Origin of the sequence: Nesterenkonia sandarakina, assembly GCF_003003175.1 — a bacterium.
Taxonomy (GTDB): domain Bacteria; phylum Actinomycetota; class Actinomycetes; order Actinomycetales; family Micrococcaceae; genus Nesterenkonia; species Nesterenkonia sandarakina_A.
In genome coordinates, this window is record NZ_PVTY01000010.1 from 22,024 (window position 1) to 41,731 (window position 19,708).

Genomic DNA, 19,708 nt, shown 5'->3' on the forward strand with positions numbered 1-19,708 from the left:
ATCAGGTGCTGAATGACTTTGGGAACCGACCTGCCGGGGCGCTGAAGACCCTTGAGGTCGGCGCGTACACCTTTGAGACCGGCGGGCAGCTGCCCGGAGTCACTCTCGCCTACGAGACCTGGGGCACGCTCAATGAGGACGGCAGCAACGCCATCCTCGTCGCGCATGCCCTCACCGGCGACTCCCACGTCGCCGCGACCGCAGCGGACCCTTCCATCGGATGGTGGGAGGGGCTGCTCGGACCCGGTCGCCCGATCGACACCGAGCGCTGGTTCGTCATCGCCCCGGCCATGGTCGGCGGCTGCTACGGCTCCACCGGACCCGCCTCCCTGGATCCCGAGGGGAAGCCCTATGGCTCCCGATTCCCCTTCGTGACCATTCGCGATTCCGTGCATCTCGAAGCCCGGCTGGCTCAGGCCCTGGGCATTCGGAAGTTCCACACGGTGATCGGCGGATCCATGGGAGGCGCCCGGGCGCTGGAATGGGCCGTCACCTACCCGGAGATGGTCGAAGGCGTGGCCGTCTTCGCCTGCGGAGCGGCGTCCACCGCGGAACAGATCGCCTTCGGCCAGGCCCAGGTGCTGGCCGTGGAGAACGACCCGAACTTCGCTGGCGGCGACTACTACGGCGGCCCCGCACCGCAGGCCGGCCTCGGGCTGGCCCGACGGATCGCGCACATCACCTACCGCGCCGAATACGAGCTGGCGGTGCGCTTCGGCCGCTCCGCACAGGGCTCCGAAGACCCGTTCGGCTTCTCGGAGCGCCGACGCGGGCGCTACCAGGTGGAGTCCTATCTCGACCACCAGGCGGAGAAGCTGCTGCAGCGCTTCGACCCCAATGCCTACATCGTCCTCGCCGAGGCGCTGATGAGCCACGACGTCGGCCGCGGACGCGGGGGAGTGGACCAGGCCCTCGCCGGAGTCACCGCGGTGCCGTTCCTCGCCGCCGTGACCACCGACCGGCTCTACTTCCCGGCCCAGTCCCAGGAGATCGCCGACGCGATTCCCGGGGACCACCGGGTGCACATGATCGACTCACCCATCGGGCACGACGGCTTCCTCACCAGCGCCGAGCAGCTCGGCGAGGCCATGCGGGAGACGCTGCGGCTGGACAGCCGGGCACCGCTGCGCCTCTGACACAGGGTGACCTGAAACAGCGGTTTCGGGCCGTCATTCTGCTGTAACACCTGATCGGGCAGACTTGATCGGGACGAGGAGAGTGATCCATGAGCCTGCCCACCAGCCAGCAGTCCCGCGTCCAGCGTGGCGTTGAAACCAGCCCCGAGCCCATCCTGCAGCCCGGGGAGCATCTGCCCGAGGGTGCCCGCTACCTGTCCGCCGCTGCAGAGAACATCTTCTGGGGTCGCCTGCCCTGCGCCACCGACGTCCCTGTGCTGCACATCCAGCCCGGGGAGCAGGTCGTCATCGACACGCTCTCCCACGAAGGCATCCTGGAGGACCAGGGTAGGGACCCGGCCGGCTATTTCGCCAGCCACGGGGTCCCCGCTGAGCATGTGCTCACCGACGCGATCGAGCTCGCCGCCAGCGAGCATGCCCGGGATCCGCGTGTCGACGGCCCGCATGTGAACACCGGCCCGATCCACGTGGCGGGCGCTCAGCCCGGAGACCTGCTGAAGGTCACCATCGACAAGCTCCAGCGCCGCGTGCCCTATGGCATCATCTCCAACCGGCACGGCAAGGGGGCGCTGAACGGCGAGTACCCGCGCGGCGAAGCCAATGTGTCGATCTTCGCGGCCGTGGAGCCCGACGACGCCGGCGTCCCCCGCGGCTGGATGGCCCCGAGGGCCGGCGCCCCGCGGCAGCTCAGGTTCGACCTCGCCCCCTTCTTCGGGACCATCGGAGTGGCCGTGGCCGGCGACGTCCGGCCCCACTCGGTGCCGCCCGGCGCCCACGGCGGGAACATCGACATCAAGGTCCTGACCGAAGGGACCTCGCTCTACCTCCCGGTCCAGGTGCCCGGAGCGCTCGCCTTCGTCGGAGATCCGCACTTCGCCCAGGGCGACGGCGAGGTCGCGCTCACCGCCATGGAAGCCTCGCTGCGCGGACACCTCCGCTTCGACGTCGTCCCCCGGGAGCAGGCGCTGCGCGCCTTCGGCGAGCAGATCGGACCGCTCGCAGAGACCACCGATCATTTGATCCCCACCGGCATGGACGAGGACCTCGACATCGCGGTGCGCAACTGCGTGCGCAACGCCATCGTGCTGCTCCAGGCCCGCTGGGGGCTCGACGCCGAACACGCCTACGCCTACCTCTCCGCCGCCACCGACTTCAACATCTCCCAGGTGGTCGACATCGTCAAAGGCGTCCACGCGAAGGTCTCGGTCAAAGACTTCGCGGGGCTGTGATGGAACCCGCCCACACCGATTCGACGGTCTGGCGGGTCCGCGGCGACTCCGGCGCCCCGCTGCTGCCAGCGACCGGAACCGGAGCGCTCGACGGGCACACCCTCGCGGTGAAGGACCTCTATGCCGTGGCCGGGCACCGGATCGGTGCGGGCAACCCGGTGTGGCTCGCCGAGGCGCAGCCCCAGACGACCACCGCGACCGCGGTGGCCCAGCTGCTCGACGCCGGCGCCGCGATCACCGGGATTGCGCAGACCGATGAGTTCGCGCTCTCCCTGGCCGGAACCAACCAGCACTACGGCACGCCGCCCAACCCGGCTGCCCCGGCGCGGATCAGCGGTGGGTCCAGCTCCGGCTCCGCCTCCGCCGCGGCGCTGGGTCAGGCCAGCATCGGACTGGGCACCGACACCGGCGGCTCCATCCGGGTGCCCGCCTCCTACCAAGGGCTCTGGGGCATCCGCAGCACCCACGGCGCCATCGCCCTGGACGGCGTCCAGCCGCTGGCGCAGAGCTTCGACACCGTCGGCTGGATGACCCGCGACCCGGGCGCACTCGCCGCCGTCGCGCAGGTGCTGCTCGCCCAGACCGGCCGCCACGCCGGCCGCCACATCGGGGAGCCCGCTCTCGCTCCCGACCCTGGGCTGAAGCTCATCCCGAGTCTGTTCGACCAGGTGGAGCCGGAGGTCGCCGATGCGGTGCGCGCCGCGCTCGACGCCCAGGCGAGCCCCGCCGTCGAACGCCGACTCGAGAGTGCCCCGGTGCAGCTGCACGAGCTCGAGGGTGTCTCACCCGAGATGCACGCCGCCTGGTTCGAGGCGTTCCGGATCATCCAGTTCCGGGAGGCCTGGGCGAACCACGGCGAGTGGATCGCCGGCCACTGGGAGGCGATGGCATCGGACGTCGGCGCCAGGTTCCGGATGGCCAGCGAGCTCACCGCCGACCAGGAGATGCAGGCCAGGGCGCTGGCGGCAGGAGCCCGCCGGATCATCCGGGGCTGGGTCGGGGAGGGGATCCTCGCGGTGCCCTCCGCGGCAGGGCCCGCCCCGCTGCGCGAGGCCGCAGCCCTGGGCGGCGCCGTCATCGAGGAACATCGCCGCGGCACCATGATGCTGACCTGCCTGGCCGGCCTGGCGGGGCTTCCTGTGGTCAACGTCCCGCTGCGCACCCGGGCAGGACTGCCCACGGGCGTCTGCCTGATCGGCCCGGCTGGCAGCGACATCGCCCTGATCCACCACGCCGCGGCCTTCCATGGACACCTCCGCACGCGGGCACCTGGGCGCACTCGCGGCATCGACGACAAGGACATCCATGAAGCTGACTGAATTCAATGCCGCGCCCCCCGAGGAGCTCACCGAGCTGATCGCCTCCTGCGCCCCGATCCCCTCCTGGCGGGCCGCGCTGCTGGCCCGGCGTCCCTACGCCAGCGTCGAGGAGCTCACTCAGGTCGCGGCAGAGATCGCCCAGGACTGGACCGACCTGGAGGTCGACGCCGCCCTGGAGCACCACCCCCGCATCGGTGAGAAGGTCCAGGGCGCAACGCGGGAAGCACTGGCCTCCCGGCGGGAACAGGGAAGCCTCAGCGAGGACGAGATCGCGCAGCAGGAATGGATCAGCGCGAATCAGGCCTACGAGGACCGCTTCGACCGGATCTTCCTGATCCGGGCCGCCGGACGCACCCCGGCGGAGATGATGACCCAGCTGACGCTGCGGCTGCAGAACACCCACGATGAGGAGGCCGGAATCCGTCGCGAGCAGCTGGCCGAGATTGCGGTGCTGCGTCTGGAACACAGCGTTTCCTGAGGATACGTCCCCGTTTCATAAATGAAACAATAGTTTCAGTATCATGGTGTCCATGAGCTCCAGCCAGATCAATCCGCCCCCACGGCTGCTGATGGGCCCCGGCCCGATCAACGCCGACCCGCGCGTGCTGCGCGCCATGTCCGCCCAGCTCGTGGGCCAGTACGATCCGGCCATGACCGGGTACATGAATGAGGTCATGGAGCTCTACCGCGGGGTGTTCAAGACCGCCAACGAGGCGACCGTGCTGGTGGACGGCACCTCCCGGGCCGGCATCGAGGCCGCGCTGATCTCCCTGATCGAACCCGGCGCCAAGGTGCTGGTCCCGATCTTCGGCCGCTTCGGGCACCTGCTCAAGGAGATCGCGGTGCGCGCCGGAGCCGACGTCGCCGTCCGCGAGAAGGCCTGGGGCCAGGTGTTCACCCCCGAGGAGATCGAACAGGCCATCATCGAGGAGCAGCCCACCCTGCTCGCGCTGGTCCAGGGCGACACCTCCACCACGATGAACCAGCCGCTCGCCGACATCGGCGCCATCTGCCGGGCCCACGGCGTGCTGTTCTACACCGACGTCACCGCCTCCCTGGCCGGCAACGAGTTCCGCGCCGATGACTGGGGAGTCGACGCCGTCACCGCCGGCCTGCAGAAATGCCTCGGCGGTCCCTCCGGCTCCGCGCCGATCAGCCTCTCCGACCGTGCCGTGGAGGTCATCCGCTCCCGCCGCCACGTGGAGGAGGGCATCGCCGACGGCACGGAGGGTCGCGGCCGCCGGATCGCCTCGAACTACTTCGACCTGGCGATGATCCTCGACTACTGGGGCCCGCAGCGGCTGAACCACCACACCGAGGCCACCTCGATGCTCTACGGCGCCCGCGAATGCGCCCGGCTGCTGCTCGAGGAGGGCATCGACACCTCCATCGCCCGGCACCAGCTCCACGGCGCGGCGATGCTCGCCGGGGTCCAGGGTCTGGGCCTGGAGGTCTTCGGCGACGTCGCGCACAAGATGAACAACGTGGTCGCCGTGCAGATCCCGGCCGGGATCGACGGCGACGCCGCCCGGCACGCGATGCTCCACGACTTCGGGATCGAGATCGGCACCAGCTTCGGCCCGCTGCATGGGAAGGTCTGGCGCATCGGCACGATGGGCTACAACGCCCGCAAGGACGCGGTGCTGCTCACCCTGGCCGCGCTGGAGCAGGTGCTGCGCGCCGGCGGTGCGAGCGTGACCCCGGGCGGGGGAGTCGGCGCCGCCACCGAGGTGTACCAGGGCGCCGTGACCTCCCAGAACGCCATGGCCTCCCAGAACGCCGCCGCGACCTCTCAGAACGCCGCCGCGACCAACCAGGCCGCCCGATGACCGGCGAGGTCCACACGACGAGCGAAGCCGCCCGGATCATGGCCCGGTGTGACGAGCTCGCGCAGATCAGCGCGATGCCTGACGGGATCCTGCGCGCCTACCTCACCGAGGAGCACCGCCGGCACAACGCGCTCGCCGCGCAGTGGATGGCCGGGGCCGGACTCCACGTCTGGCAGGATGCCGCGGGCAACCAGTGCGGACGCCTGGAGGGCGCCCGCTCCGGTCTGCCCGCCCTGATCATCGCCTCTCACCTCGACACCGTGCCCGACGCCGGCCGCTACGACGGGATCCTCGGCGTGCTGCTCGGGATCGAGACCGCACGCAGACTCGCCCCGCACGCCAAAGAGCTGCCGTTCGCGGTGGAGATCGTCGCCTTCGCCGACGAGGAGGGCGCCCGCTTCGGCGCCACCCTGCTCGGCTCCCGCGCCATGGCCGGCACCTGGGACGCGAACTGGTGGGAGGCCGTGGACGCCGAGGGTGTCACCATGGCCCAGGCCTTCTGGGACTTCGGCCTGGACCCCGAGAAGATCGACGGCGCCGCCCGGGCGCCCGAGGACCTGGTCGGCTATCTCGAGGCCCACATCGAACAGGGCCCCTACCTCGAGGCCGAGGGTCGACCGCTGGGCCTGGTCAGCTCCATCGCCGGAGCCCGCCGCTTCAAGCTCAACATCCTCGGGGAGGCCCGGCACGCCGGCGGCACCCCCTATGAACGTCGCCGCGACGCCCTGATCGGGGCCGCCCAGGCGGTGCTCGACGTCGAGCGGATCGGCCGCGACCGCGGGGTCATCGCCACGGTCGGCCAGCTCGAGGCCCGCCCCGGCGCGGTCAACGTGGTCCCCGGCGAGGTCGAGTTCTCCCTGGACCTGCGTGCCGAATCCGACACGCTGCGCGACTCTGCCTGGGACGAGATCCACGCCGCGCTGAGCGGATTCTGCGCGCAGCGGCGCCTCGAGCTGGTCATCGAGGAGATCCACTCGGCCCCCACGGTGAGCTGCTCGCCGAGGCTGCGCCGGGCGCTCGCCGTCGGGGTCGCCGAGACCGGGGACCACGACCCGATCACGCTGTACTCCCGAGCCGGGCACGACGCCATGGCGATGGCGGCGGTCACCGAGATCGGGATGCTCTTCACCCGCTGTGAGGACGGGATCAGCCACCATCCAGAGGAGAATGTGCTCGAGGCAGACGTTGCGCTCGCCCTGCAGGCCCTGGAGCGCGCCGTCTGGACAGTGGCCGCCGAGCAGCGAGAGTGAGCAGCAGATGACGAAGACCCCGGACACCGAGACACGATCAGGCACCGAGCCCCGATCTGACACCGAGTCCCGGCTCGACACCGAATCCCGGCTCGACACCGAGACCCGGATCGACGCGCGGATCGATGCCCGCTACGGAAGCCTCCCGCCGCAGGAGCGCCGCGTGGCCGACTTCCTGCTGGAACACCTCGGGGACCTCGCGATCTTCTCCGCCGCCGACATCAGCCGGGAGACCGGGGTCTCGAAGGCCACGGTGTCCCGGCTCTTCCGGAAGCTGGACTTCGAGGACTTCCGCGAGGTCAAGGACCACGCCCGAGCGCTGCGCAGTCGCGGGGTGCCCACCGCGGCCCCGGTGACCTCGGCGGACAACGACGCCTCCACCGGTGTCCAGCGCCACGAGGCCCGCGACCACGAGAACCTCGCCCGACTCGGGGCCGGCCTGGCCGAGGGCCGGCTGCAGCAGGCGGTGGAGATGCTCGCCGCCGCGGAACGGGTGACCGTGCTGGGCCTGCGCAACAGCTACCCGGTCGCGCTGCACCTGCACCAGCAGCTCATCCAGACCCGGTCCAAGGTGCGCCTGGCGCCCCAGCCCGGACAGACCCTGGGCGAGGAGCTCGCCGGCATCGGCGCCGGGGACCTCGTGGTGGCGGTGGGCTTCCGGCGTCGTCCGGTGGTCTTCGGCAAGGCCGTGCGGGCGGTGGCCGCGTCGTCGGCCCAGCTGCTCTGCCTCGGCGACTCCACCTCGCGGCACTACGCGATGGAGGCCGACTGCTGGATCGAGTGCCCGATCGACTCCGAGGGGGCATTCGACAGCTACGCCGCCGCGATGTCCCTGGTCAGCCTGCTGGCCAACGGGGTGCTCAACCGCCAGCTGGGCGCCGGACGCAAACGCATCTCCGCCATCGCGAAGGCCTACGACGAGCTCGACGAGCTCGAGCACTGAGATCACGACAGGAGCCACGATGAGCCTCATCACCACCCACGTCCTGGACACCAGCACCGGGACACCTGCCGCGGGCATCCAGGTCCTCCTGCGCGGACCGGACCAGCGCCAGATCGCCACCGGGACCACCGACGAGGACGGGCGCATCGGTGAGCTCGGCCCCGAGTCGCTGAGCCCCGGGACCTACGAGCTGATCTTCGCCACCGGGGAGCACTTCGACGCCCGCGGACTCGAGCACTTCTTCCCCCAGGTGACGCTGGCGTTCACCGTGGAGGCCTCCGCCGGGCACTATCACGTGCCGCTGCTGCTGAGTCCCTTCGGCTACACCACCTACCGAGGCAGCTGAGCGGGCAGTCCGGCCGCTCGCCCTGTCCCCGTCACGACTCCATCTCACCAGCCCCGCCCCCACCAGCCTCGCCCCAGCCCGCACCTCGCCCAGAAACAGGAGCACCCCATGAGCAGTTCCGACGTCGTCCTCGGTCCGAACCAGTACGGCAAGGCAGAGGTCCGAGTGGTCCGGGTCAACCGGGAGACCCCGGTGCACACCCTCATTGACCTCAATGTCAGCTCGATGCTGCGCGGCGACTTCACCGACTGCTACACCAGCGGGGACAACACCCGGGTGATCGCCACCGATACCCAGAAGAACACGGTCTACGCCTTCGCCAAGGAGCACGGGATCTCCACCCCGGAGGAGTTCCTGCTGCTCCTGGGTCGACACTTCACCGCCCAGGACGAGGTCAGCGGCGGGCGCTGGACCGCGGAGTCCTACCCCTGGGAGCGGATCCAGGTGCCCGGCCCCGACGGCACGCTGGGTGCCCATGAGCATTCCTTCGTGAAGTCCAAGCAGGAGATCCGCACCGCCGCGCTCACCGTCCAGGACGGGATCGAGCACCTGCTGGGCGGCTTCAGCGACCTCACCGTGCTCAAGACCACCGGCAGCGAGTTCTCCGGATTCCCCCGGGATCGCTACACCACCCTGCCCGAGGCCCAGGACCGGATCATGGCCACCGACATCACCGCGCGCTGGCTCTTCGCTGCAGAGCCGGGGGCGCCGGGCCCCGGGTCCCCGGATGAGGCACCTGCGGACTTCGACGCGATCTATGCCCGGGTCAAGCAGATCGTGCTGGAGCAGTTCGCCCTGGTCCACTCGCTGTCTCTGCAGCAGACGCTCTACGCCGCCGGGGGGGCCGTGCTGGGCGCAGTGCCCGAGATCGAGGACATCCGCTTCGTGATGCCCAACAACCACCACTATGTGGTGGACCTGAGCCCGTTCGGCCTGGAGAACCCCAATGAGGTCTTCCAGGCCGGTGACCGGCCCTACGGCCTGATGAACGCCTCGGTCACCCGCCGCGACGCCCCTGCACGCCCGGACGCCTGGGAGTGGCTGGGCGGCTTCTGCTGACCCCTGCTGCGCGCCACAAGAAACAGCCGTTCCGTAGGTGATGAAACACGGAACGCATGTTTCTCTTAGCGGTAATCGCTCGGAAACACAGCCCTAACAACGGACTCATACCGTGGGAGCAACCAGCCGGTTTCACCGTGACAGGAAGTTGCTCCCATGAGTGCCGAGACCACCGCAGCCCGCACCAGCTCTGAGGTGTCGACCTCCCCGGGGGAGCCCGAGGCGCAGCGCGCGAACGGTGACGCGCTCGATCCGGTGAACCAGATGCCGCCGCTGCATCGGGCGTTCCCGCTCGCGATCCAGCACCTGCTGGCGATGTTCGTCGGCAACGCCGCACCGCCGCTGATCGTGGCGACCGCCATCGGCATGGCGGCGGGGGAGACCACCCTGATGGTGCAGCTGGCGATGATCGTCTCCGGGGTGACCACCCTGCTGCAGACCCTCGGCGTCGGGCCGGTCGGATCCCGGCTGCCGGTGATGCAGGGCACCAGCTTCGCGTTCCTGGCCGTGGCGATCCCGATCGCCCAGGAGTTCGGCATCGCCGCGGTCTTCGGCGGAGCCTTCGTGGCCGGGTTCGTCCAGGTCCTCTTCGGCGGGGCGCTGCACTGGATCTCCCGGCTCTTCCCGCCGCTGGTCTGCGGCGTGATCATCCTGATCATCGGGATCAAGCTCATGCCCACGGCGATCGACTACGCCGCCGGCGGCGCCCCCGCCGAGGCTGCCGGGAACTACGGGGCGCTGTTCCACTTCGCCATCGCCGCGCTGGTGGTCGCGGTGACCGTGCTGTGCAACCAGTTCGGCCGCGGACTGCTCTCGGTGGCCTCGGTGCTGGTCGGCCTGCTGGTGGGCTACGCGGTGGCCGCGGCCTTCGGGATGGTCAGCATGGAGGCGGTGGCCGAGGCTGACTGGATCTTCGCCCCGATGCCGCTGCACTTCGGCATGGACTTCACCAGCGCCGCGATCATCGCGATCACGATCATCGCGGTGGCCTCCTCGGTGGAGTCCATCGGCGATCTCACCGCCGTCTCGCGCACCGCCATCGGCCGGACGCCGACCTCGCGCCAGCTCAGCGGCGGCGTCATGGCCGACGGCATCGGCACCTCGCTGGGTGCGCTGTTCGGCGCCATGCCCAACACCACGTTCAGCCAGAACACCGGAGTCGTCGTCCTCAGCGGCGTGGTCAGCCGCTTCGTGGTCGCCCTCGCCGGCGGCATCCTGCTCCTGGCTGGCTTCGTGCCGAAGTTCGCCGCCTTCTTCAGCACCATCCCCTACGCCGTGCTCGGCGGCGCGGTGCTGGTGATGTTCTCGATGGTCGCCGCCGCCGGCATCCAGGTGATCGGCAGCGAGGTGCTCAACCGTCGCGCGCTGCTGATCGTCGCGGTCTCCCTCGGACTGGGCATCGGCTTCTCCTTCGCCCCCGCGGAGGTCACCTCCGCCCTCCCGGCAGACATCGCGCTGCTGCTCACCTCGGGGATCGTGCCGGCGATGCTGATCGCAGTGGTGATGAACGCGGTGCTGCCCGCCGATTCCACGACCGACCGCCAGCCTGCCGCCGCAGGAACCGCCACAGGCGCAGGCGCTCAGGCCCCCGCCGGTACTCCCGCCGCTGCCGCAGCTGCGGAGGCCGGTCGATGATGCTGCGTCATCTCATCGCCGAGCAGGTCCTGCTCGACGGTGAGTTCACCCCGGCCCACCTCGAGGTCCTCGAGGGCGAGATCATCCGCATCCACCGGCTCAGCTCCGGCGAGGGCCGACGTCGCGCCGAGATCGTCAAGGCCAGCGACGTCGGCGCGGGCGCGGGAATGACCGTGGTCAGTCCCCGGCACCAGGTGCTCCCGGGCAACGTCGACACCCACGTCCACATCAACGAACCGGGCCGGACCAGCTGGGAGGGCTTCGCCACCGGCACCATGGCCGCTGCGCTCGGCGGCGTCACCTCGGTGGTGGACATGCCGCTGAACTCCATCCCGCCCACCGTCGACGTGGACTCGCTGCGGATCAAGCAGCAGGCCGCCGCCGGACAGACCTTCGTCGACGTCGGCTTCTGGGGCGGCATCATCCCGGGCAACACCGCACAGCTGCGCTCGCTCTGGGACGCCGGGGTCTTCGGTTTCAAATGCTTCCTGCTGCCCTCCGGGGTGGATGAGTTTCCGCCGGTCAACGGGGTCCAGCTGCGCGAGGCGATGACGGAGGTCGCGAGCTTCGACGGTCTGGTGATCGTCCACGCCGAGGACGCCGAGACCATCGAACGGGCCACCGACCTCACCGGACGACGACGCCGGCTCAGCCACTACGCAGACTGGGCCGAGACCCGGCCCCATGACGCCGAGGTGGCGGCGATCAGCGACCTGATCGAAGCGGTGCGCGAGACCGGCTGCCGCACGCACATCCTGCATCTGGCCTCGGCGCGCGCTCTGGACATCATCGCCGACGCCCGGGCCGAGGGTCTCCCGCTGACCGTGGAGACCTGCCCGCACTATCTCTGCTTCGACGCCGAAGCGATCCCCGACGGGGCGGCCGAGTTCAAGTGCTGTCCGCCGATCCGCGACCGCGGCAACCGTGAGGCGCTCTGGGACGGGCTGCGCGAGGGCATCATCGACGCCGTGGTCAGCGACCACTCACCCTCCACCGCGGAGGAGAAGCACCGAGGGGCTCCCGACCTGCAGCAGGCCTGGGGCGGAATCTCCGGACTGCAGGTGGGGTTCTCCGCCGTGGCCCACGAGGCGCGGCTGCGCGGGATCGGGATCGAGACCGTCAGCGCCTGGATGGCCACCAACACCTCGCTGCTGGCCGGGCTGCGCCGCAAAGGAAGCATCGCCCTGGGCAAGGACGCGGACCTGGTCATCTATGACCCCGGCCAGACCAACATGGTCTCCGCCGCCGGACTCGCGCACAAGAACCCGATCTCCGCCTATGACCACTACGAGATCACCGGTGCGGTGGTCGGCGCGGTCTTGCGCGGCACCCCGCTCTACACCGCCCAGGACACGACCAGCGCACTGGTCCCGGTGGGCGGGTTCCTGCAGGGACTGGGCAGCCCCGAGCTCAGCGCGCTGAGGCGCTGAGCCGGATGGATGAGCAGAAGGAGCAGGCCGTGGACGAAGGACGAACCCCAGAGATGCGGACTCCAGAGACTCAGAGCCCAGGGACTCTGAGCCTGGAGATGGCAGCCCCAGAGATTCGAAGCCCAGGGGCCCGGCGCGCCCCGGGTGTGCAGTCGGTGGACCGAGCCCTCGACATCCTCGAGGTGATCAACGCGCACGGGGGACAGCTGAGCCTCAGCGAGCTCGCCGAGGAGACCGGCCTGCCCGCACCGACCGCGCACCGGCTGCTGCGCACGATGATCGCCAAGGGCTACGTCCGGCAGCTCGCGAACCGCAGCTACGGGCTGGGGGAGAAGCTGATCCTGCTCGGTCAGGCCGCCTCTGCGCGCGCCTGAGCCGGAAGGTGCTGCGATGCCTGGCGTGACCACGGGTCCCGATGTGACCACGGGTCCGGACGTGACCGTGATCCTCGCGGCCGGGGCCGGCACTCGGCTCGGCGGGCAGGGCAAGGCGCTGCTCCGCGTGGGCGGCGAGACCCTGGCACGGCGCGCCCTGCGCAGCGCCCGGGCGGCTGAGACATCTCCGCTGCTGATCCTCGGTCACCGAGCACCGGAGGTGCGCGCCGCGCTGAGCCAGGAGCCTCACCTGTCGCCCACGGAGATCGTGGACTGCCCCGACTGGGAACAGGGGCTCGCAGCCTCCCTCCGGGCGGGCGTCCGCGCCGCCGCCGCACGCGGGGCCGGACGCGTCGCCGTCGTCCTGGTGGACCAGCCCGGCATCAGCTCCACGGCGCTGCGCCGGGTGCTCCACGCCCACACCCCCGGGCGCATCACCCGCGGCCTGGTCGGGGGCGCCGCGACCCATCCGGTGGTGTTCGACCTCGGCACGGCGCAGCAGGCCGCGAGGCTCGCCACCGGTGATGAAGGCGCCCGCAGCTACCTGCGCGCACACCCGGAGCTCATCGACGCGGTCGACATCAGCGAACTTGCGGAACCTGGCGACATCGATACGCCCGAGGACCTCTCCCGCTGGGAGCCCGACACGAGGAATGAGACCAGATGACCAAGCAGATGCACTTCGGGGCCTTTGAGGTGTACGGGCCCCAGGTGGGCGGGACGCTGAGCTGGCCGCACGAACTCAGCGACCAGATCAACTTCGCCGACACCGAGCACTGGATCGAGGTGGCTCGGATCCTCGAGGAGGGCGGCTTCGACTTCCTGTTCTTCGCCGACGGCTACGGGTATCCCATGATCGGGGAGGACATCTCGGATGTGGCGGTGGAGCGAGGGATCAACTTCTCCGGCTACGACCCCGCGATGATCATCCCGGTCCTCGCCCAGCACACCACCAGCCTCGGGTTCGTGGTCACCGCCAGCACCGGGATGGACCACCCGGTCCAGCTGGCCCGCCGATTCGCCACCCTGGACCAGCTCACGGGAGGCCGGATCGGCTGGAACATCGTCACCGGCGCCTCGCAGAACGCCGTGGCCAAGCTGCTCGGGCACACCGAGATGCTGCCCCACGACACCCGCTACGCCATGGCCTCGGAATACGTGGAGATCGCGGCGAAGTACTTGGAACAGGGCTGGGACGACGACGCTGTCCGTGCGGACAGGCGCACCGGCCAGTACCTGCGCCGCGAGGGGATCCACCGGGTGGACTACGCCGGGGAGCACTACCGCTCCTCCGGCTACTTCACGGCCCCGCCCACCCCACAACGGACCCCCGTGCTCTTCCAGGCCGGGACCTCACCCAAGGGACGCGCCTTCGCCGCCGCCCACGCGGAATGCGTCTTCGTCCAGGCCACCACCCCCGCGCACACGGCAGCCAACATCGCCGATATCCGGGCCCAGGCCGTGCAGGCCGGCCGCGATCCGCAGGGGCTCAAGATCATGGCGGGGCTCACGGTCTTCGTCGCCGCAGACGAGTCGACCGCCGTGCAGCTGCAGGAGGAGTTCCTCGCGATGCAGACCGACGAGATCGCCGCGACGCTCTACGCCGGGAACACCGGCATCGACCTGCTGGCCCTGGATCCCGAGAGGACTCTGCACCAGGTGTTCGACGGCGACGCCGGACCGGCCGGACAGATGGGCATCAGCAACATCGAACGCTTCCTCGGCGGCGACGGCGCGCCGGCACCGACCGTCCGCGAGATCCTGGATGATCTGCGCGGCCGCGGAACCCGCGGCTTCACGGTGGTCGGGACCGGCGAGCAGGTGGCGGACCAGCTGCAGGCGCTGGTCGAGCAGACCGATCTGGACGGCTTTTTGCTCGAACCGGTCTACGACCCGCGCGACCTGCGCGCCTTCTCCGAGCTGGTGATGCCGGTGCTGCGGCAGCGCGGCCTGCTCCCGGTGAAGCACCAGAACGTGACCCTGCGCGAACGGATCCGCGAGCAGCCCGGGGCCCGGCTCGGCGCGGACCACCCCATCCCTGAGGTCCGCCCCGCGCCGCAGGGCGTCTAGCCGCAGAGCACCTGGTCTCAGGCCACCGGTTCGCGGGTCTGAGCGCTGCGCAGCGCGGCGGCGATGCGGTCCTTGCGGAACGGGGTGCGGGTCAGCCGCAGCCCGATCGCGTCCCGGATCGCATTGCCCAGCGCCGGAGCCACCGGGTTGAACGGGGCTTCGGACATCGACTTCGCGCCCAGCGGGCCGATCGGATCGTGGGTCTTCGCGAAGTGCACCTCGGTGCGCGGCACGTCCGCCATCTGCGGCACATGGTAGTTGCGCAGGATGTCGGTGGTGACCTGACCGTCGTCGTCGATCTCCAGCTCCTCGAACATCGCCGCGCCCAGCGCCTGGGCGACCCCGCCCTCGATCTGGCCGCGGCACTGGGCCTCGTTGAGCACCACCCCGGCGTCGGCCGCGTGCACCGACTGCAGAATGCACAGGGTCCCGCTGCGCCGGTCCACGGCGATCCGGAAGCCCTGCACGTTGAAGGAAACCGAACGCGGCGTCCCGGCCCAGGTGCCCTCACCGGTCATCCCGACCGGGTCCGCCTCGGGATCCGCGGAGAGCTTCGCCAGCAGGTCCTGCGCGGCGGCATGGGAGGCCTTGACCCCGACCGTGATGCCGGTGGAGCCGAAGGCGCCGGTGTCGAAGCGCACCGCGTCGGTGTCGGCCTGGATCAGCTGGATCTTCTCCGTGGTGGTGCCCAGCACCTCGGCCACCACTTGTCGGTGCACCGTGGAGGTGCCGTTGCCGAACTCCGCGGTCCCGACCTTGAGCAGGTAGCGTCCATCGCCCTGGGCGGTGACGGTGACGTGGGAGTGGTGCCCGTTGGGCGGGACGGTGTCGATCATGGCCACCGCGGTGCCGGTGCCCACCGACCAGTCCCCGCGGGGCGCATCCTTGCGGGGAGGCGCGCCGGCGATGGACGTGCCACTGCCGAACGGCCCGTGGCGCTCCTCGGTCAGCAGCCGCTCGCACTGGGACCGCTCGGCGGCGGTGAGCTCACCGGTGCGCAGCTGGTCGCCGATGATCTGCAGGCACTGCTGCAATCCATCGACGTCGGCGGCCACGTCGTCGTGTTCGGCGCCGAAGAGGACCTCCCCGGGAGCCACGATGTTCGCGGCCTTGAAGCGCAGCGGATCTTCACCGAGCCGGCGGGCCAGCTCGTCCATCGCGGAATCCACGGCGAAGGTGGTCTGGCTCAGCCCGTACCCGCGGAACGCCCCGGCCGGTGGATTGTTCGTGTAGACGACCTCGGCGTGGACCTGTTTGTGCGGGGCGGAGTAGAGCTGCATGGACTCGGTGATGCTGTGGAACATCACCCCGGGCCCGTGATTGCCATAGGCGCCGGTGTCGGAGAGCACCTTCAGCTGCAGCGCCTGCAGCCTGCCCTGCGCCGAGGCGCCGACTGAGACCTCCAGCTGGAACGGATGCCGGGTGGTGGTCGCCGCCAGCGCCTCGGAACGGGTCAGCTCCAGCTGGACCGGCCGGGATATGCCGCGCGCCTTGAGGGTGCGCAGCGCGAGCAGCACCAGGTCCTCGGTGAGCACCTCCTGCTTGGACCCGAAGCCGCCGCCGACCCGGGGCGCGAACACCCGGACCGCCTCCGGCGCCAGCCCGAAGATCCGGCACAGCGTGCGCCGGACCAGGAACGGCACCTGGGTGGAGGAGCGCAGCGTATAGCGGCCCAGCTCGTCGATCCAGCCCAGGGCGCCGTGGGTCTCCAGCGCCACATGGGAGGTGCGGTGGGTCTGGAAGCTCGCCGAGTAGGCGGCGCCGCCGGTGCCGTCTGAGCCGGTGCTGTCTGAGTCGCCGCCGTCTGAGTCGTGGAGCGTCGGATCCGGGCCGGCCGACTCGGCCGACGTGTGGGCCTGGTGCAGCCGGGTCAGCTCCTGAGCGGCCTGACCCTGAGAGCTGGACGCCATCGCGATGAGGTTCTTCTGCGGGAACAGGATCCGGTGCGTGGCCGAGTCCTTGTCCCCGTGGATCGCCGGTGCGGAGTCCTGCTGTGCCTGGCGCGGGTCCAGCACCGCGGGCAGCAGCGCATAGTCGACCTGCACCAGGGCGATTGCGCGCTCGGCCTGCCGCCGGGTCTCGGCGACGACGACGGCGACCCGCTGTCCCACGTGCCGGACCACGTCATCGAGGACCCGGGTGTCCGCGGGGTCATCCTCGACGAGTTCGTGCTGCGCGGAGGAGTAGAGCTCGACGGGGGCGTCCGCGTGGGTCAGCACAGCGAGGACCCCGGGGGAGGCAAGGGCCGCGGCGGCGTCGATGCTCCGGATCCGCGCATGGGCATGCGGGGAGCGGATCACCACCAGGTGCAACGGGGGTTCCTCGGGGCGCTCGCCGGCCTCATCGAAGGTATAGGCCGCGGTCCCGGTGACCACGGCGGGTCCGGCGGGAGGCCTCGGGCTCTTCCCCGGACCGGATTCGGCGCTGACCCGCGGCGTCTGCGTGAGTGCGTCCTTGATCGAGCAGTAGCCGCTGCACCGGCAGAGGTTTCCCTTGAAGCGGCGCAGCGTGTCCGGGTGCTCCGGGTCGGTCTCAGCCCCGGGGTCCGGGGAGTAGGGGCCCTGCGCCGTGGCGGTCATCAGGAACCCCGGCGTGCAGTAGCCGCACTGGAACCCGTGGGCGTCGAGGAAGTCCCGCTGGGTCGGATGCAGGGCCGCCTTCAACGCCTGGGGATCATGGTCGCCCGTGGCCTGGGGGTCATGGTGGCCCTTGGCCCGGGCCGTGGCCTCAGGGCTCAGCCCCTGAACGGTCGTGACCTCTGCCCCGGCGACACGTTCCGCCGGGATGATGCAGCTGTGCACCGCGGTGGGTGTCTCGCCGGGCTGCCCGAGGTGCACCGTGCAGGCGCCGCAGTCTCCCGCATCGCAGCCGCGCTTGACCCCGGAGGCGCCGGCATCGCGCAGCCAGGTGCGCAGGCACTGGCCCGGAGCCGCGTCGAGGGTGAGCGACGTCCCGTCCACCGTGACCTGCGCCGGGGTGGTTGCGGCGCCGGTCTCGGGGGTCGCCAGAGTCGAACTCGGCTCGGGCAGCGCCGTGGTGGGTGCGAGGGGGTTCTGCGGCCCGCCGTCGCGGGGGAGCGCCCTGAGCTCCTCGCGCAGTTCGGCGGCCAGCCTGATGGTGGACTCGATCCTCCAGCCGCGATCGCCGTGGACGTCGTCGTTCCACAGCGACTCGTCGATCTGCGTGCGGATCACCTCGGCCACGTCATCGCCGGGGTGAAGCTGCAGGATCACCGGGCGCACGGTGCTGGCGGTGATGGTCAGCCGGATGGCGCCGGGCTCTGAGCTGCCGGGAGCGGCGGCGCCGGCAGTCTCCGCGGGCACCGGGGAGGCCAGCAGCAGCGTCGCGGAACGACCGTAGCGGGTGAGGGATTCGCGCACCATCAGGGTGGGTCGGGCCAGGGTCCTCGCCGGGACGAAGAACGCCCGGATCAGCTCGCCCGGAGCCAGCCAGGTGTGCCCGGTCTTGCGCAGCAGCTCGGAGACCTCCGCCGTGCGTCGAGTGCCGCCGGGGCACAGGATCAGCGCAGTGGCCTCCATCGCGCTGAGCCAGGAGGTCATCGGACCCGCGGGCAGCGCGGTGACCACATTGCCGCCCACCGTGGAGGTGTTCCACACCTTCCAGGACGCGACGAAGCACTCGGCGGCCGGAGCCATCAGCCGCACCCCCGGCAGCTCCGCGAGCTGGCCCGGTCCTGCGGTGCTGGAGGGGTGTGCCGCCAGCTCCGCGGCTGCGGCGTGGAACTGCGCGATCGTGCAGGTCGCGGCGATCTCCAGCCCGGTCCACCCTGCGGCCCCGGCACCAGGTTCCGCCTCGGAGCCGGCATCCGTCTCGGCCTCGGTTCCAGCAGCCGCCTGCGTCCCGTCGTGCCAGGTCAGCGGTGCCCAGCCGGCCGTGGTGATGTCCAGGAGCCGACGCGGGGCCGGGTTGGTGAAGTCGTAGCCGTAGGAGTAGAGCACGGTGCCCCCGGCCAGCCAGGAGTCGCCGGGGGAGAAGACGTCCGGGTCCGTGGTGTGCAGGGTCTTCTCAACGCTGGTGATGTCCACGCTTCACACTGCCATTTCATCGATGAGGCTCGCGGTGCGCGGCCGAGAGATGTTGATCGGACCGCTGCACCGGGTCAGGGGTGCCCCGCTGGCGGGCGCATTCTTCGCGGCGATCAGCTGGGCCATCATCGAGACTGCCGCCTCAGCGGGGGTCTGCGCGCCCAGGTCCAGGCCCAGCGGTGAGACCACCCGGTCGCGGGCGGATCGGCTGTGGCCCAGCTCGGCCAGTGCGGCGTCCCGGCGTGCGGCTGAGCTGCGCGAGCCCATGGCGCCGATGAAGCAGCGGGCGACGTCGTCGTCGGACGGGGGGGTCTGCCAGCGCAGCGCCGCGTCGAGCACCGGCACGTCGAGATCAGGGTGGTGGGTCATCACGCAGATGCCGGTCCAGGACTCCCCATCCGGATCCTGGCGGAGCAGATCGGTGATCACGCTGGCCGGATGGCCCAGGTGCAGCTCGGCGCCGGCGGGTACCCGCTCGAGGGTGGCGAAGGCAGGCCGGATGTCGACCAGCTCCACGCGCCAGCCGGCCTGGACGCCGAGCTGAGCCAGATGGAAGGAGAAGTCGTGGACGCCGCTGAGGATCAGTCGTGGCGCACCCGCGCGGCGCTCCGCCACGGTGAATCGGGACCCGTCGGCAGCCTCGAGGTCACGGGTGAGCGTGGCGGGGTTGCGAGGATCCTGCCTGGCCAGCTCCCGCATCGTTGCCAGATCGGCAGTGGCCAGCGGCTGGATGAGCACCTCGATCTCGCCGCCACAGGTCAGTGCGACGCCAAGGCCCGCGGCGCCGAACGGGGTCCCGTCGGGCCCGAAGGACTCGCGTCGGATGCCCCCCGCGGCGATCGCGTCCTGTGCGGAGGCTGCGACGGCTGACTCCACGCAGCCGCCGGAGAGCGACCCGATGATGCGCAGATCCGCTGAGACCGCCATGGACGTCCCGACCGGGCTCGGAGAGGAGCCGCGGACCGAAACGATCGTTGCCACGGCCCAGTTCTCGGGATCCTCGAAGCAGTCCAGATAGGAGCTGATGCGATCAAGCACAGGG

The 19,708-nt window shown here is 70.7% G+C and carries 16 protein-coding genes; 14 read left to right on the forward strand and 2 right to left on the reverse strand.

Features of this window, described 5'->3' with window-relative positions; all coding sequences use genetic code 11:
• Positions 1–5 precede the first annotated feature (5 nt).
• From metX to BCL67_RS09585, 14 genes are all read left to right on the forward strand, one after another.
• Positions 6–1,136 carry a homoserine O-acetyltransferase MetX gene (gene metX / locus BCL67_RS09520; RefSeq protein ID WP_106123215.1) on the forward strand — a complete coding sequence of 377 codons (1,131 nt, stop codon included), beginning with the start codon at positions 6–8 and terminating at the stop codon, positions 1,134–1,136.
• Between the two features lie 89 nt (positions 1,137–1,225).
• Positions 1,226–2,365, forward strand: coding sequence for an acetamidase/formamidase family protein (locus BCL67_RS09525; protein ID WP_106123216.1), 1,140 nt, complete (start codon positions 1,226–1,228; stop codon positions 2,363–2,365).
• Positions 2,365–3,684, forward strand: coding sequence for an amidase family protein (locus tag BCL67_RS09530; RefSeq protein WP_106123217.1), 1,320 nt, complete (start codon positions 2,365–2,367; stop codon positions 3,682–3,684). Before BCL67_RS09525 ends, BCL67_RS09530 begins: the two co-directional genes overlap by 1 nt.
• Positions 3,671–4,162, forward strand: coding sequence for a 2-oxo-4-hydroxy-4-carboxy-5-ureidoimidazoline decarboxylase (uraD, locus tag BCL67_RS09535; protein WP_181255962.1), 492 nt, complete (start codon positions 3,671–3,673; stop codon positions 4,160–4,162). The genes BCL67_RS09530 and uraD overlap by 14 nt, the downstream gene beginning before the upstream one ends.
• A gap of 52 nt (positions 4,163–4,214) precedes the next feature.
• Positions 4,215–5,513, forward strand: coding sequence for a pyridoxal-phosphate-dependent aminotransferase family protein (locus BCL67_RS09540; protein WP_106123292.1), 1,299 nt, complete (start codon positions 4,215–4,217; stop codon positions 5,511–5,513).
• Positions 5,510–6,763 carry an allantoate amidohydrolase gene (locus BCL67_RS09545; protein ID WP_106123218.1) on the forward strand — a complete coding sequence of 418 codons (1,254 nt, stop codon included), beginning with the start codon at positions 5,510–5,512 and terminating at the stop codon, positions 6,761–6,763. Before BCL67_RS09540 ends, BCL67_RS09545 begins: the two co-directional genes overlap by 4 nt.
• A gap of 7 nt (positions 6,764–6,770) precedes the next feature.
• Complete coding sequence (locus tag BCL67_RS09550) at positions 6,771–7,706, forward strand: MurR/RpiR family transcriptional regulator (RefSeq protein ID WP_106123219.1); 936 nt, start codon at positions 6,771–6,773, stop codon at positions 7,704–7,706.
• 19 nt (positions 7,707–7,725) lie between these two features.
• Positions 7,726–8,052: a hydroxyisourate hydrolase gene (gene uraH / locus BCL67_RS09555; RefSeq protein WP_106123220.1), complete on the forward strand. Its 327-nt coding sequence runs from the start codon at positions 7,726–7,728 to the stop codon at positions 8,050–8,052.
• 108 nt (positions 8,053–8,160) lie between these two features.
• Complete coding sequence (pucL, locus tag BCL67_RS09560) at positions 8,161–9,111, forward strand: factor-independent urate hydroxylase (RefSeq protein ID WP_106123221.1); 951 nt, start codon at positions 8,161–8,163, stop codon at positions 9,109–9,111.
• A 156-nt stretch (positions 9,112–9,267) separates the two neighbouring features.
• Entirely contained in the window at positions 9,268–10,746 is a 1,479-nt protein-coding gene (locus tag BCL67_RS09565) for a uracil-xanthine permease family protein (RefSeq protein ID WP_106123222.1), read from the forward strand.
• Positions 10,746–12,176: an allantoinase AllB gene (allB, locus tag BCL67_RS09570; RefSeq protein WP_219886485.1), complete on the forward strand. Its 1,431-nt coding sequence runs from the start codon at positions 10,746–10,748 to the stop codon at positions 12,174–12,176. The genes BCL67_RS09565 and allB overlap by 1 nt, the downstream gene beginning before the upstream one ends.
• Positions 12,177–12,181: 5 nt before the next feature.
• Positions 12,182–12,550 (forward strand): helix-turn-helix domain-containing protein, encoded by a 369-nt coding sequence (locus BCL67_RS09575; protein ID WP_258174934.1) that lies wholly within the window; start codon positions 12,182–12,184, stop codon positions 12,548–12,550.
• Between the two features lie 16 nt (positions 12,551–12,566).
• Positions 12,567–13,217: a nucleotidyltransferase family protein gene (locus BCL67_RS09580; protein ID WP_106123224.1), complete on the forward strand. Its 651-nt coding sequence runs from the start codon at positions 12,567–12,569 to the stop codon at positions 13,215–13,217.
• A complete protein-coding gene (locus tag BCL67_RS09585; protein WP_106123225.1) occupies positions 13,214–14,620 on the forward strand; it encodes an NtaA/DmoA family FMN-dependent monooxygenase in 1,407 nt (468 codons plus the stop codon). The genes BCL67_RS09580 and BCL67_RS09585 overlap by 4 nt, the downstream gene beginning before the upstream one ends.
• Before the next feature lie 17 nt (positions 14,621–14,637).
• Here BCL67_RS09585 and BCL67_RS09590 read toward each other — a convergent pair whose 3' ends face one another.
• Complete coding sequence (locus tag BCL67_RS09590; RefSeq protein ID WP_106123226.1) at positions 14,638–18,666, reverse strand: molybdopterin cofactor-binding domain-containing protein; 4,029 nt, start codon at positions 18,664–18,666, stop codon at positions 14,638–14,640.
• A 3-nt stretch (positions 18,667–18,669) separates the two neighbouring features.
• Positions 18,670–19,704: an XdhC family protein gene (locus BCL67_RS09595; RefSeq protein ID WP_181255963.1), complete on the reverse strand. Its 1,035-nt coding sequence runs from the start codon at positions 19,702–19,704 to the stop codon at positions 18,670–18,672.
• Between the last annotated feature and the right edge of the window lie 4 nt (positions 19,705–19,708).